This is a genomic window from Acinetobacter kookii, from assembly GCF_900096895.1.
Classification (GTDB): Bacteria; Pseudomonadota; Gammaproteobacteria; order Pseudomonadales; family Moraxellaceae; genus Acinetobacter; species Acinetobacter kookii.
Window position 1 is genome coordinate 24,377 of record NZ_FMYO01000011.1, and the last position, 15,250, is coordinate 39,626.

Genomic DNA, 15,250 nt, shown 5'->3' on the forward strand with positions numbered 1-15,250 from the left:
TTTCAATATCTAAATGTATGACTTATAGGTACAGCGAAATGTCATTTCCATATATTTGATTTAAATCCTTGAGCAGCCCGACACAGACTGACGTTTTATTTTTATTAAATAAAGCTTGAACATTTTTCATGCGCTATCATATATAGGTTTTTGATGAATTTTCTAGGATCATTGCATGAGCCAAAGTCATATCCGTATTCGAGGTGCACGTACCCATAACTTAAAAAATGTGTCACTCGATATTCCACGCGACAAGTTTGTGGTGATTACGGGGCTTTCGGGTTCAGGTAAATCATCCCTCGCCTTCGATACCTTATATGCCGAAGGTCAGCGCCGTTATGTGGAATCCCTGTCTGCCTATGCACGCCAGTTCCTGTCACAAATGGAAAAACCGGAAGTCGACTCGATTGAAGGTTTAAGTCCAGCGATTGCCATCGAGCAGAAATCGACCAGCCATAACCCGCGTTCAACTGTGGGAACAATCACGGAAATTTACGACTATTTGCGTCTTTTATATGCCCGTGTAGGAACACCATATTGTCCTGAACATGACTTGCCGATGGTGGCGCAGACCGTATCGGAAATGGTCGATGCAGTTAAAAGTCTGGAAGAAGGCACAGCCTTGATGCTGCTTGCACCCGTAGTACGTGAACGCAAAGGTGAATACAGCAACCTGTTTGAACAGCTGCAAAGCCAGGGTTTTGTCCGCGCCCGTGTGGATGGTGAGATTGTTGAAATTGACACCCCACCCGAACTGGACAAAAAGAAAAAACACACCATTGAAGTGGTGGTTGACCGCTTTAAAGTCCGTGATGACTTGGGTAACCGGATTGCCGAATCCTTCGAAACTGCGCTGCGTTTAGGCGGCGATATTGCCATTTTGGCCTGGATGAAAGGCGAACAACCGGAACGGGTTTTCTCTGCCAAGCACTCCTGCCCGGAATGTGACCGTGCGGTGGCCGAACTAGAACCGCGCCTGTTTTCATTCAACAATCCCTTTGGCGCCTGCCCGGTTTGTGATGGTCTGGGAACCCGCAGCCATTTCAGTGCAGAAAAGCTGATTCCCAATACTGAAATTTCGATTAGCCAGGGCGCAATTCGTGGTTGGGACAGACAGCGTCCTTATTACTACAGCATGATTGAAAAAGTCGCAGAGCATTTTGGCTTTTCCCTGGATACGCCGTGGAACGAGCTGGATGCCGAAACCAAAAAGAAATTCCTGTACGGGACCGGCAAGGAAAAAGTCGATTTAAGCTATATTGATGAGCGCGGGCGCAAACATAATCGTGTCATGCCTTTTGAAGGCATCTTGCCGCATCTGGAACGTCGTTACCGTGAAACGGAATCGAACTATGTGCGTGATGATTTAGCCCAGTACCTTTCCAATGCCGCTTGTGATGCCTGTGGCGGTTCACGTCTGAATGAAATTTCCCGCAATGTCCGGGTCAAAGACAAAACCATTGCCGAGATCACCAAGATGTCGATTGGCGATGCCGAAAGATATTATCAGGATTTAAATCTTGAAGGGGCCAAAGGGGAAATTGCCGACAAGATTTTCAAGGAAATCCGTGAACGTCTGCACTTCCTGGTGTCTGTTGGTTTAAATTATCTCAGCCTGTCCCGTTCTGCCGAAACCCTGTCTGGCGGTGAAGCACAGCGGATCCGTCTGGCATCGCAAATTGGTGCCGGCCTGATGGGGGTGATGTACGTACTGGATGAACCATCCATCGGTTTGCATCAACGTGATAATGACCGTCTGCTGGAAACCCTGGTTCGCCTGCGTGATTTGGGCAATACCGTGCTGGTGGTCGAGCATGATGAAGATGCGATTCGTGCCGCCGACCATATTATTGATATTGGTCCGGGTGCAGGCGTACATGGTGGTCATGTGATTGCCGAAGGAACCTATGAAGAACTGGCAGCCCATGAAGACTCGCTGACCGGAAAATATCTTTCAGGCAAGTTGAAAATTGAAGTTCCGAAAGTTCGAACTCAGCCGCCAAAACCGGAAGAGCAAATCAAGCTGATGGGCGCTGCCGGCCATAACTTGAAAAATGTCGACCTGACTATTCCCTTAGGCGTGATGACCTGCGTGACTGGAGTTTCAGGTTCGGGCAAATCGACCTTGATTAACCGTACCCTGTTACCGCTGGCCGCAACACAATTGAACGGTGCAACGACTTTAACGGCTGAAAAGTTTGACTCGATTGATGGTCTGCAATTTCTGGATAAAGTCGTGGATATTGACCAGAGTCCGATTGGACGCACACCACGTTCTAACCCGGCGACTTATACCGGTCTGTTCACCCCGATTCGTGAACTGTTTGCACAAACGCCAGAAGCCAAGGCGCGTGGTTATGCCGCAGGGCGTTTCTCGTTTAACGTGAAAGGCGGTCGCTGTGAAGCCTGTGAGGGTGACGGCATGATTAAAGTCGCCATGCACTTCCTGCCAGATATGTATGTCCCTTGCGATGCCTGTCATGGCAAGCGTTATAACCGCGAAACGTTGGAAGTCGGCTATAAGGGTAAAAACATTTCTGATGTACTAGAAATGACGGTTGAAGATGCCATGCATTTCTTTGATGCCATTCCCGTCATTCACCGCCGTCTAGAAACCTTGAATCAGGTGGGTCTGGGCTATATCCGACTGGGTCAGTCTGCAACCACGCTTTCCGGTGGTGAAGCACAGCGGGTCAAACTGGCACGAGAACTGGCCAAACGCGATACCGGTAAAACGCTGTATGTACTGGATGAACCGACTACCGGTCTGCATTTCCACGATATTGCCAAGCTGCTCGACATTCTGCATGAGCTACGCAACAAGGGAAATACCATTGTGGTGATTGAGCATAATCTGGATGTGATTAAAACCGCTGACTGGGTAATTGATCTGGGTCCTGAAGGCGGTGCCGGTGGCGGTATGATTATTGCCGAAGGTACGCCTGAACAGGTGGTGAAATCTAAAGTTTCACATACAGCGAGATTCTTAAAGCCGTTGTTGAAGTGATCTATTCAATCCTCCCCAACCCTCCTTTTCCAAAGGAGGGAGTGTCCCAACTTTTTAAAGAAGGAAGGTTCCCCCTCTTTCTCCTTGCACCATATATGGCTCAGGGTTAGGGGAGATTTTAAAATGAATAAATTATACTGCTGATCGCAATGGTATCCGTCATGCCATGCTAGAAGAGGCTAATCTAAGCTATATATACGCAGAATTCAGGTTGGTCGTAGCACCCATTTTATTCATTATTTAATTGAGAAAACTAAATAGAGGGTGAAACCACCTCACCCCGCCACTTTATTTTTGCCATTTTCTTTGGCCTGAAACAAAGACTTATCGGCTTTTTCCAGCAATGCCATCCACGATACCGCCCCCACCGCAACGCCAGCACTGACAGAAACATGAATATTCTGGTTCAGTTCAGCGATATAAAGTTCAGAACCGCCAATCTCTTTAAGAATTTTATTTGCAACACCCCAAGCCTCCTCAAAAGTAGTTTGCTCAATTAAAACCAAAAATTCATCACCACCATAACGTACAATTAAATCCGAAGTTCTGACATTAAATTGCAATTTTTCTGCAATCAGCTTAATCACCTCGTCACCCACAATATGCCCAAAAGTATCATTCACATGCTTAAAGTCATCTACATCAAAAATGATTAGGCCAGTTTGTTTCAATTGATTCGGCTTATTTTCCAGATAACGAATATATTCATCTAAAGCCAAACGATTAGATACACCCGTCAAATTATCCGTATTGGCAATATTTCTGAGCTGAAATTCCAGTGCATCACGCTGCTGTAGCACGCGCTTTAATTCTTTAAGGGCGTTCAACAAGGTGACTGGCTCTGCAGATAATGGTTCCCGTTCGGTCTCTATAACCTGATGCTGGGCCAGTCGAAGAATGGTATTTCTGGCTTTAATTAAAGGTATAAAAACATGATTGCGCGCATGGATCATGGTAAAAATAACCGTTACCAGACAAATCAGCGCCACCAATAAAGTTAAAATCAATTTTTGCTGGGCTTGTTTTTTCTGGGTTTGAGCCACCGTAACACTGTAATCCAGAATATAGCTTTGCAGATCGACCACTGTTACAAACTTATCAACCATTGCCTCGGTGAGTTGCGTACCGGTCAATGAATATGCCTGATTGTGTATACTTTCATTCATCAGGCGGGCAACGATTGGAATGCCTTGGTCTAAAAATTGTGTTTTTACTTGCTGATGTAAAGCCAGATATTCGGGGGTTTTATCCTGTTCGGGCTGTATGGTATTCACTAAAGCCCATAAATAATAGGCCTGATGTTGCGTCTGTAACGACCGCGCCAAGTTATCTTCAGGGATTTTTTCATTAAAAGTCACTGCTGCCATAATATTCGATGCAGTTCGACCCGCCTGATCACGCAAATCAGCCAAAATTAAAATCAGCGTATAATAGTCTGAAACTGAAGTCCCTTTAGCTTCAGAATGTACCAATACATTTTCTATAATTCCCTTACAGCTGTCCCACGCCTTAAACATGTGCTGAATCGCCTGATCCAGCTGCCATGCACGCCGTTCAGATCGAGGCAAGGCACCATAAGCATCGACCGCATTGCGACCTTGGGCCAGAGCGGCTTTTAACTGGGAAGATAATGCCTGAGCCTGAACCGTAAACCCTGCCGCAGCTAAAATTGCACGTGTCTGTTCAATCTGCAGGTCCACTTCTTTACGGTAAGCTTTTAATTCTTTTAGATTTGCCGCGAATTCATCGGCATTACTCGACATGACCTTATTCGCGGGTGCCCGTTCCCTGGAAATTTTATTGGCTAATTCTGCCACAGCACGAAGCGCAGAAATTTCAGTTAAAGCTCGATCCGCTTTTTGATAGCTTTGATAACTACTGACAATTAAAGGAACAGATAAAAATAGCAGAGACAGGATGATAATGATCATTAACCAGAAAAGTCGCTGGCTGATATGTTCCGAGCGTAATTTATGCATGAATCAAATACGCTCCATACAACACGGCTGATCAATCATGTTTGATAATCATATACAAATACAATTATATATATTACATGATTTTAATTTAAAAAGAGTTAAAATTTAATCAAAATTTTTAAACATTTCTATTTTATCAATCACTTATAATATTTTTTCAAATAAAAATTAAAAATCCTTTATTTCCTGACTAAAGCTTTAAAGCACAGCTCCTCGGGCTATCGTTTTAGCCGAATTTATCTTCCTGTTTGCCTGCTTTTTTGCTTACAGCCTCGGATCGCTTTTCACTATGGGATTGGAGAGTTTGGAAATGATTGAATTGCCCTGAAGTCAGCACACAGACCAAATTAAACCTCGGCTTTCTGCTGCCAATATTGAGAATATAAACTATTTATTTTTCCCAATTTTTTGTTAATTTTTTATAAATTACAAAGATTTAAAAAATTTTCTACGACAGTTGTAAGAAAACATTTACACATGCTACAAATAAGTGCATAATGCACTGCATTAGGGCAAATTAAATATATTCCTCAGCAGATTATTTAATTTTTCCGAAGATTTTGGCGAAAAACCCCAGTTTTCTTTGAAAATTGGGTTTTTTTATGCTTAGAACCTAATAAACAGGCTAAAAATATTATATTTTATTGCACCATATTGGTGCTTTATCAATTTATAGCTGACTAAAAAATAAATTATTTAATCATGAAAAAAATAAGCTTTAACTTCAGCAGTCTTGGTTTCTATTCTGCTGTTTATTTTCTTTTAAGCTCAATGAAATTGTTTGATTTAAATAAAAAAAAGCCCAACCTTGGGGAAAGTTGGGCATATAAAACAAAAACTTGCTTATGGAGAATCAGATCATCATCACATTATTTCAATGTAGTATGAATTGATAGATACATTATGGTAAAAATTACCAAATAAGTAAAGCCTATTAAAGTAGTAAGGTATTAAATAAACAAAAATTCCCTTCATTTGTGTTAAATACATCACAAAACAAAAAATAATGTGTTTATTTTTCAATCAAAAATTATCAGTTTTGAAAGTTTCATTGCGAAAATCGAACAAACATTTCCAAGATGAGGCACAGTTCACGTAACAAAATATATTTCAATTGAATTTTACAATTAATTCTTACAATTAATTCAATTTAAAATTATCCCTTCATTTTTGTTTATTCCTAACAAGATAAGTTATAAAAAAAAACGCTTATTCATTTGTTTTAAAAAACAATTTTCAAAGTTGACATAGCATAGATCATTTGTACTTTTTTTAACCGCATATGCCATTTATAACAAAAAAACAACAAAATAATGTCTTTTTAGTTCATTGACTTAATGTTTTGTTACAATACAATGAACATAGTTTAATCCATCTGCAATAGAAAATAGAACTGGAAATTACTATGAAAAAACTCGGTTTAGCCACTGCTTTATTATTAGCCATGACCGGTGCTCAAGCGTATCAAGTAGAAGTACAAGGTCAGTCTGAATACATCGACACCACAGCAAATGACAAAGATTTCACCGGTGGTTTGCAAGGTACTTATTACCTTAAAGATGTTGACTCGTCTAAAGGCCCATTGGCTGAAGCAGCTTTCTTAAACCAAGCATCTAACGTATCTGTTGCTTATACATATGGCGAAGACGGACAAGAATTTGGTGACCGCACTGTACACCATACTTTTGGTGTAAAAGGTGAAGCTTATATCCCGACTCAAGTTGTTCCTGCATATGCAAGCGCTTCTTACAGCCATACAATCGCTGATAACAAAGCGGGTAATCCAGACGGCAATGGCGACCGTTATGCCTTAGAACTTGGTGCATTTGCTGCGCCTAATTTCTTGGTTGCAGTAGGTTATACGAGCGTTGCTGATCAAACTGCTCTTGATGCATTCAATGTCATGGCTAATGGCGTTGTTAAATCAGTTGGTGAAACTGCTACGATCGGTCAAGACCAAGATGCAATCACTGCACGTACCAAATATGTGGGTGCAATTGACGGTACGAACATGGCAATCGGTTTTGAATCTGGTTTAGTTTACGGTGATGACACTGCTTATAACCTAGGTACAACTCTTTTCGTTACACCTAAGTTAAGCGTTGGTGCTTCTTACGCTGAATCTAGCTTTGCTGGTACACCAGACTCAGCTTGGGGTGCGAACGTAAATTACTTCATCACTCCTGCAGTTGCAGTTGGCGCTTCTTACGTAAATGCGAATGCTGAACAGCTTGCGCTTGATACGCAAACTGTAGGCGTTAACGCTAAATTCCGTTTCTAATTCAAAATTAGAAAAAGAGTAAAAAAGGACGCTTAAAGCGTCCTTTTTTATTAGTCTTTATCTGAAGGATGCTTGGGTAAATGGGCAATATATTGCAAGGCAATCAAGCGTGAAACAATGAGGGCCAGATACATCACCCCAGAAAACATTTGCAATAGTGCCAGTACCCGTGCGGGGGCACTTATGGGCATTAAATCTGATAAGCCGGTTGCGGACTGTAAACTAAAGCTCAGAAACAATAAATCAAGCCAGCTTTGTAAACCTGCAACGTTGGGATTCAGGAAACTTCCCGGCGCCAGCAGCTGGCAAACGTTATACAAAAATGCAAATCCCCAGGCCAACAGGGTAAATACCGCACCCGCAGCAAACAGTTCATCTCGGGTTAAATAGCGGTCTTCAAACATATAACGCAACAGACCATAAGCCGCACTAAAATAAGCGGCTGCTTCAAAGCCATGGGCGATAACCTGTATCCAGAGATTTTCTATGCCTAATAACATCAGGGAAGAAAAAATCACGGCGCCACTCACGAAACTTAAGCCCAAAATGGTAAACATTGGGGTTTGTTTAATCACTTTGGCAATGACCAGTAAAACCAGCACCCCCAATAGCCAGGTGAGCGTACGGTAAGGCATGCTGTAATTGACTGCAACAGACAGGATCAAGATAATAAATTGTAATAAAAGTAGCCAAGCTGAAGGCAATACGCGAAACACCTTCCACACATCAATAATTGCCTGCATTTTCTGCTCCAGAAGATCTCTTTTTATGTCTCAATTTTTATGTTCCTTTTAATCAACTTAGCATGAATGCTGAAGCGACAAGCGAAATATTTGTATGAAAAAGATTGGAAAAAACCGTTATTTTGATCTGTTCAAGGTGGATGCAGTCACTCTTATGATCTGCCGAAAGGGAATTTAAACAGCGATATCCATTTGCACAAGGGTGTTACAATCAGGCGATGTGTTATTTGCGCTGATATAAAAAAAGCCCCTGACGGGGCTTTTTTAAAGTAACGCTATCTTAGTGATCTGATGCACCAGAGATACCGATACCTGTTTGTGAACGTACATACTGAGCATCGAAAGCTTTGCGTTCTGCATGCGCACGAGCCGAGCTGTCAGTCACAGAGAATAACCAGCAGCACAGGAACGATAATGGCATTGCAAAGATTGCTGGGCCATTGAATGGGTTGACTGGTGTCTCAGAAATACCGAACGTATCTACCCAAACCGCTTTAGACAAGATGATTAGAGTCACTGCAGCAACAAGACCTACAACACCACCAATTACCGCACCACGAGTGGTCAAACCTTTCCAGAACATTGACAGTACCAGTACCGGGAAGTTGGCACATGCCGCTACCGAGAATGCCAGACCCACCATGAAGGCAACGTTTTGTTTCTCGAACAGGATACCCAAAATCATCGCAAAGATCGCAAGACCTAAAGTTGCAATTTTAGACATGCGCAGTTCAGATTCAGGAGTCGTTTGGCCTTTCTTGAATACGTTTGCATACAAGTCATGTGAAATTGCTGAAGCACCAGACAGGGTCAAACCAGCCACAACCGCAAGAATCGTTGCGAATGCTACCGCTGAAATGAAGCCCATGAACAAGTCACCGCCAACAGCATCAGACAAGTGAACTGCAGCCATGTTGTTACCGCCAACAAGCTCCAACTTGCCAGTTACAGCCATTTTCGCTACATCAATGAATTGCGGGTTGTTTGATACGTAAAGGATCGCACCGAAACCGATGATGAAAGTTAAAAGATAGAAGTAACCGATGAAACCTGTAGCCACAACCACTGATTTACGTGCTTCTTTCGCATCTTTTACGGTAAAGAAACGCATCAGGATATGTGGTAGACCTGCTGTACCAAACATTAATGCAAGACCAAGTGAAATTGCATCAATCGGGTTAGCAGCCAATTTACCAGGGCCCATGATATTGCCTGCTTCTGCAAGGCTGATTTCATGTACTTTAGAGAACACCTGGATTGATTGTTCAAACATGTTGGTGAAGCTGAAGCCCACGCCTTTCATTACCATGAAAGCCATGAAAGTTGCACCTGAAAGCAGCATCACCGCTTTGATGATCTGTACCCAAGTCGTTGCCAGCATACCACCGAAGATTACGTAAGCCATCATCAAAAGGCCCACAATCACCACAGCAATGTTGTAGTTCAGACCGAATAGAAGCTTGATCAGCTGACCTGCACCAACCATCTGAGCAATCAGATAAAAGGCAACAACAACCAAAGAGCTAAGAGCTGCCAGAGTACGTACCGGTTTTTCTTCCAGACGGAACGAAACCACGTCAGACAAGTTGAATTTACCCAGGTTACGTAAACGCTCTGCGACCAGGAACAATACGATTGGCCAGCCCACCATGAAACCGAGTGAGTAAAGCAAACCGTCAAAGCCTGAGCTGAATACCATTGCGGAAATACCCAGGAATGATGCTGCTGACATATAGTCACCGGCAATCGCCAGACCATTCTGGAAACCTGAGATACCACCACCTGCAGTATAGAAATCTGCAGTACTGGTGGTTTGTCTTGCTGCCCATTTGGTAATCAGCAAGGTGAAGCCCACGAAAATCGCGAACATAATAATCGCATGCCAGTTGGTTGCTTGCTGTTCAGCTGCACCCAAATCCGGACCTGCCATTGCCATACCTGACATCAGTAGCGTAGAAGCAGCGAGTGCTTGCGCTTTCAATGAATTCCATTTCATCTGATTACTGTCCTTTCTCATTCGCAATTGCTTCAACTTCTCGCATCGCTTCTTCATTTAATGCATCCAGTTTATTGTTTGCAATATATGAATAAACACCACATAAAATGAAAGACAATACAATAATGCTCAAGCCGAGTGGCATACCTACAGTGGTAACGCCGCCGCTAACCGAACTCATTAAGAATTCTTTGTTATAACCAACTAAAAGCATGAAGCCGACATAAACAATCAACATGATGATTGTTAATGTCCAACTTAATCTGCTTTTTCTGCTGACCATTTCTTTAAATTTGGGATTCTGTAGAATACGTTCTACATGTGCCTCATCCATAATCATGCTCCTGTGTGCACCCAGCCATAGGTGTTTTTTTAATTCGAATTATTTCGTTGTCTAACTTAACAATCTTATTAGGTTCTTGTAATTACTACTTTGGTGTTAAATTTTGATCAATTAAAGCGGCGAGATTATTAGATAGGGTATTATTACGACATAAATTTATGCTGTAGGCAATATGAATAGTTGGCTCATTATCGGGGTACTCGCCCTTTATATCGCGTTACTCTTTATCTGTGCATTTTTTGGTGAAAAACACGCGAGTCGCCTAAGTACTCGTGGTCGCATGTTACTCTTTAGTCTAACCTTAGGGGTATATTGCTCATCCTGGACATTCTACGGTGCAACCGGGGCTGCAGTTCGTGAAGGCATTATCTTTCTGCCAATTTACCTGGGTCCCCTGATTTTTGTCGGTGTCGGTTATGATATCTGGCGCCGTTTAGGCCGTGTGCGCCAGCATCACGCCATTTCTTCCATTGCAGATTTTGTGGCTGCACGTTATGGCAAAAGCGGCCCTCTGGCATCTCTGGTCACCATTCTCGCAGTCATCGCGATTATTCCCTATTTAGCCTTGCAGCTCAGAGCGATTGCCTTGAGTGCTGCTGTAGTGTTGCAACAGAATACTGGCATACAAAGCACCACCAATAGTGTGCTGTTTTTGACTGGAATTTTAGCCATTCTGGCCATGCTGTTCGGTACCCGACAAATTGCCAATACCGAACAGCATGGCGGTTTAATGCTAGCCGTGGCATTTGAGTCTTTTGTCAAACTGTTTGCCCTGCTGTGTGTGGCCCTGTTCTTTGTCTTTGATGCCCCCGAAAACCTGGGGCAAATTTCCACGGATGTCGCAGAAACCTTTAAACAGGTTCAGCTGTTTGGTGTTCCCGAAACGTTCTGGGTACAAACCTTACTCGCAGCCTTGGCGATTATCTGCTTACCACGACAGTTCCATGTTGCAGTGGTTGAACTGCGGGATGAAAAACATATTCGCGGTGCACGTCGCTGGTTTGCCACTTATCTGATTCTGACCACACTGGCGATTATTCCGATTGCCAGCTGGGCGTTGCATGCTGCCCCGCATTTTCTTGCAATTCCCGATGTCGCCGTACTGTCCTTGCCGCTCAGTTATGATCAGGAGTGGCTGACACTTCTGGCCTTCCTGGGTGGTTTCTCCGCTTCTACGGGCATGCTGCTGGTCTCTTCCGTGGCCTTGTCGATTATGCTCAGTAATGACCTGATTATGCCTGCCTTATGGCGTACCGGCATACTTTCACGTCATGACAAGCGTCTGCCTCTGGTGCTGAAATTTACCCGTCGGGTGTGCATTTTAGCGGTCATGTTGCTGGGTTTCCTGTTTTTCCATTTCTTTAATGACATTGACCAGCTTTCAGTATTTGGCTTGCTGGCCTTCAGTGCCGTGGCCCAATTTGCTCCAGCATTGATTGGGGGTCTGTATTGGCGTGGTGGCAGTAAACAGGGCGTATATGCAGGTCTGATTGCCGGTTTCGTAATGTGGGCCTATACCTTGCTGTTGCCTACCGTACTGCGCAGTCTACCTGCTGAATACAGCTATTTTAGCCAGCAGTTCCTGCTTGCAGGGCCTTTAGGCATGGACTGGTTACGCCCCGAAGCGCTGTTTGGTTTTCAGTCTTTTGCTCCCCTCACCCATGGCGTGACCTGGGCATTGGGTCTTAATATCATGCTGTATGTATGGGTGTCGCGAATTTTCCGTCCCAGTATTGCCGAGCAAATTCAGGCAGAAAGTTTTTTCTATTATGAAACCAAACCTTTGCCGACCCACAATGCCTCGAGTGAAATCAATTATTCTCACCAGGATGTGGCCCGTCTGAAGGTTGGCGATTTAATTACCCTGGCCAAACGGATTACCGGAGAAGGACCGGCCACCCAAGCCTTTCAGCAGTTCTGCGCCCAAAACAACGTCATACTGAATGAAAACAGCAATGCTAATGGCATGTGGTGGCGCTTTACCGAACAGTATCTGGCCGGAACCATTGGTGCTGCTTCGGCGCGTACCCTGCTCACCACCGCCATGGTGAATAATGGTCTGGCACTCGGTCAGGTCGCCAATATTCTGGATCAGGCCTCTCAATGGCAGCGTTTTAACCAGAACCTGATCATGACCATGATTGACCATATGACCCAGGGGGTGAGCGTGGTCGATGAAAACATGTGTCTGGTGGCCTGGAACAATCAATACCTGAAACTGTTCGATTATCCCAAAGATATTGTCTATGTTGGCTGTCCGATTGCCGACCTGATCCGTTATAACGCCGAGCGCGGTGAATGCGGGCCGGGTTCGGTCGAAGAACACGTGCGCAAACGGATTCACTGGATGGCCATGGGCAGCGCGCATGAATTTGAACGGATCCGTAAAGATGGCCGAGTGATCCAGATGCGCGGCAATCCGATTGAAGGCGGCGGCTTCGTCACCACCTTCGCCGATATTACCGCTTTCCGTGAAAATGAGGCGGTACTTGAAGCACGGGTACAGGACCGTACCCAACAGCTGGCCGATGCACTTTCCGAGCAGCAACTGGCCCGCGAACAGGCTGACCGTGCCAACATGTCCAAGAGCCGTTTCATTGCAGCGGCCAGTCACGACCTGTTGCAGCCAATGCATGCAGCGCGCCTGTTCAGTACCGCTTTAGAACAAAGCGTACAGTCGGATGAAGACCGCAAAACCCTGCAACAGCTGGACCGTGCCTTGCATGGTGCAGAAAGCATGCTGTCTGCCCTGCTGGACATTGCCCGTCTCGAAGGCGGTACCATCCAGCCGAAACGTCAGCCTTATCCCTTGCATGACCTGTTAAGTGACCTGGAACTGCAATTTAAATCCATTGCCGCTCAACGTGGCATTAAATTCAGCGTGCATGATGCACAGTTCTGGATTGATACCGATCCACAATGGATTCGCCGGATTATTCAGAACTTTGTCAGCAATGCCCTGCGCTATACCGCTAAAGGCAAGGTTGTGGTGGGCGTACTTCGCTCTGCAGAAAAACCGCGCCATATCCGGATTGGCGTTTGGGATACCGGTCCGGGGATTGCCGAAGAACAGCGCATCAAACTGTTTCAGGAGTTTGAACGCTGTGGCCATACTTCGCCTTGGGGCGAGCAGGGTCTTGGACTCGGCCTGGCCATTGTGCAGCGCATGACCAGCCTGCTGGACTATCCGGTACATGTCTATTCTGAATATGGCAAGGGCTCGTGTTTTATGATTGAAGTGCCAATCGTGGATGCGCCTAAAGTGGTGGCAGCGCCAGTACAGGCGACCCCACTGAAAAGCAAGGCCTACAAGATTCTATGTCTGGACAATGATGAAACCATTCTGGAAGGAATGACCACCTTACTGACCAAATGGGGCTATCAGGTCTTTAAAGCCACTGAACCTGAACAGGCACTAGAACTCATTCAGCAAGAAAATATTCAGGTCTGGCTGGTCGATCAGCACCTGAACAACAATAAAATTGGTCTGGATTTCATTCTGGCCAACCGTCAGGAACAGGTTCCGGTGGCACTGATTACCGCAGATTCCGATCCTGAACTGCCACAGCATTTGAAAGATCTCAATATTGTGCTGCTGAAAAAGCCGTTAAAACCGGCATCACTGCGTTCCTGGTTATCGGGCTTAAAAATTTCTGGTTCTTAAGCGACTTATTCAGAAATCACTACAGATCAAACGTTCATTTCATGTATGTGAAATGGACGTTTTCATTACATAAAAACACCCTCTCTTTACCTCACTGGCAATTTATTTTCTGTTCTAGGCAAAATTGCTCAAATTCTTTAATTTAGCCGCCTCTTTATTGACCAAAAATTTCAACCTTGTATTTCCTATGGCAAAGATGATCAAAATTTAAATATACACTTGTATAATTGGTTACAATTTTTTCAAGCCATTATTATTAAAAATATTTTTAGAAGAAAAATCCATTATATAACTTTAGTCGTATTCCGTTTGGGGTCAGCCTGGCTCATATATGAGAGCAATAAGTGATCAGTTTAATCTGTCTATCAGTCTGCCTAAAAACGCTGCCCAAGAAACTGATCATCATAGAAAATACAGGAGTTTAAGATGAACATTTCTGAAGCCGGAAGTTATGGCGTAGATCAATCGCAACAATTTTACCGTCAATATGGGGCCAATGCCCTGTTGCCCGAAATTCAATGGACCGAACTATTTAGACCCAGCCACTTAAAGGACACTCATATTCAAGCCCTGAATACCCTGTATCAAAGTGCCGTTCCGCTGGCCTTGCAGGTATTCGATGAGTTGAATTTTGACGTCTTTAGCCCTGCAGCCTATAAACCGCAAGGCTTGGGTTTATTTGAGAAACTCGCTGAACAGGAAGACAAGCTGATTCAGTCTTTAGCCGCTGAAGCTAAAGACTTAACGGATAAAGTCCGTCACCAAATTTGGAGCATGTTATTGCGTGGTGGTGCCGTGCTGGTGTTTAAGGCATGGCTTGGAAAAGTCAAAACCGATCAGGATCTGCTCGACACCACCCAGTTTGATGAACTCTCTGATCTGCTATTTATTAAAACCCCACCCCTGGAATTGGCAAAACATTTAGGCATCAATGCCCATGCCGATGAAGATCATATTTTCCTGCTGTATGGCAGCGATGTCTATTTAGACCGCTTTAACAGTCTGGAAACCGCAGCATTGTTTGTCGATTTGGGCGTATATGATGCTGCCTTCTTGAGTTTGCGCGATGACAGTGTGGCTGAATATCTGAAAGAGAAAGCCTATGTCACTCAAGAGCAAATTGATGATCTGCAATGTGCATTGAATCCCTTATTTTGCACAGACAGCACTCCCAGACAAAGCTGCGTCGCCTAATGCAAGACATTAAAAGCTTTGTTTTTTAAAGTCATTTCCAACA

At 44.2% G+C, this 15,250-nt stretch carries 8 protein-coding genes; 4 read left to right on the forward strand and 4 right to left on the reverse strand.

What is annotated here, in order from left to right:
* The first annotated feature begins 175 nt into the window (after positions 1–175).
* Positions 176–3,007, forward strand: a complete 2,832-nt coding sequence (uvrA, locus tag BLP85_RS12830; RefSeq protein ID WP_092820465.1) for an excinuclease ABC subunit UvrA — start codon at positions 176–178, stop codon at positions 3,005–3,007.
* 275 nt (positions 3,008–3,282) lie between these two features.
* On the opposite strand, the gene BLP85_RS12835 is transcribed toward uvrA, so the two are convergent.
* Positions 3,283–4,986, reverse strand: a complete 1,704-nt coding sequence (locus BLP85_RS12835) for a GGDEF domain-containing protein (protein ID WP_092820466.1) — start codon at positions 4,984–4,986, stop codon at positions 3,283–3,285.
* A 1,405-nt stretch (positions 4,987–6,391) separates the two neighbouring features.
* Here BLP85_RS12835 and omp33-36 point away from each other — a divergent pair.
* Positions 6,392–7,267, forward strand: coding sequence for a porin Omp33-36 (gene omp33-36, locus BLP85_RS12840; protein WP_092820467.1), 876 nt, complete (start codon positions 6,392–6,394; stop codon positions 7,265–7,267).
* Between the two features lie 50 nt (positions 7,268–7,317).
* On the opposite strand, the gene BLP85_RS12845 is transcribed toward omp33-36, so the two are convergent.
* The 3 genes from BLP85_RS12845 to BLP85_RS12855 all read right to left on the reverse strand — a co-directional run bounded on the left by BLP85_RS12845 (position 7,318) and on the right by BLP85_RS12855 (position 10,340).
* The gene (locus tag BLP85_RS12845) at positions 7,318–8,010 is read right to left on the reverse strand and encodes an ion channel (RefSeq protein WP_213031975.1); all 693 of its coding nucleotides are present in this window, start codon (positions 8,008–8,010) and stop codon (positions 7,318–7,320) included.
* Between the two features lie 280 nt (positions 8,011–8,290).
* The gene (locus BLP85_RS12850; RefSeq protein WP_092820468.1) at positions 8,291–10,006 is read right to left on the reverse strand and encodes a cation acetate symporter; all 1,716 of its coding nucleotides are present in this window, start codon (positions 10,004–10,006) and stop codon (positions 8,291–8,293) included.
* Positions 10,007–10,010: 4 nt separating this feature from the next.
* The gene (locus BLP85_RS12855) at positions 10,011–10,340 is read right to left on the reverse strand and encodes a DUF485 domain-containing protein (RefSeq protein WP_092820469.1); all 330 of its coding nucleotides are present in this window, start codon (positions 10,338–10,340) and stop codon (positions 10,011–10,013) included.
* Positions 10,341–10,521: 181 nt separating this feature from the next.
* On the opposite strand from BLP85_RS12855, the gene BLP85_RS12860 reads away from it, so the two are divergent.
* Both BLP85_RS12860 and BLP85_RS12865 read left to right on the forward strand, forming a co-directional pair.
* A complete protein-coding gene (locus BLP85_RS12860) occupies positions 10,522–14,013 on the forward strand; it encodes a hybrid sensor histidine kinase/response regulator (protein ID WP_092820470.1) in 3,492 nt (1,163 codons plus the stop codon).
* 426 nt (positions 14,014–14,439) lie between these two features.
* Entirely contained in the window at positions 14,440–15,207 is a 768-nt protein-coding gene (locus BLP85_RS12865) for a hypothetical protein (protein ID WP_092820472.1), read from the forward strand.
* Positions 15,208–15,250 lie beyond the last annotated feature (43 nt).

What these genes read in the sequence shown, in the direction of transcription:
- BLP85_RS12855 (WP_092820469.1), bottom strand. Translation starts at nt 10,340, where the DNA reads ATGGATGAGGCACATGTAGAACGTATTCTACAGAATCCCAAATTTAAA.
- BLP85_RS12835 (WP_092820466.1), bottom strand. Translation starts at nt 4,986, where the DNA reads ATGCATAAATTACGCTCGGAACATATCAGCCAGCGACTTTTCTGGTTA.
- uvrA (WP_092820465.1), top strand. Translation starts at nt 176, where the DNA reads ATGAGCCAAAGTCATATCCGTATTCGAGGTGCACGTACCCATAACTTA.
- BLP85_RS12850 (WP_092820468.1), bottom strand. Translation starts at nt 10,006, where the DNA reads ATGAAATGGAATTCATTGAAAGCGCAAGCACTCGCTGCTTCTACGCTA.
- BLP85_RS12865 (WP_092820472.1), top strand. Translation starts at nt 14,440, where the DNA reads ATGAACATTTCTGAAGCCGGAAGTTATGGCGTAGATCAATCGCAACAA.
- BLP85_RS12860 (WP_092820470.1), top strand. Translation starts at nt 10,522, where the DNA reads ATGAATAGTTGGCTCATTATCGGGGTACTCGCCCTTTATATCGCGTTA.
- BLP85_RS12845 (WP_213031975.1), bottom strand. Translation starts at nt 8,010, where the DNA reads ATGCAGGCAATTATTGATGTGTGGAAGGTGTTTCGCGTATTGCCTTCA.
- omp33-36 (WP_092820467.1), top strand. Translation starts at nt 6,392, where the DNA reads ATGAAAAAACTCGGTTTAGCCACTGCTTTATTATTAGCCATGACCGGT.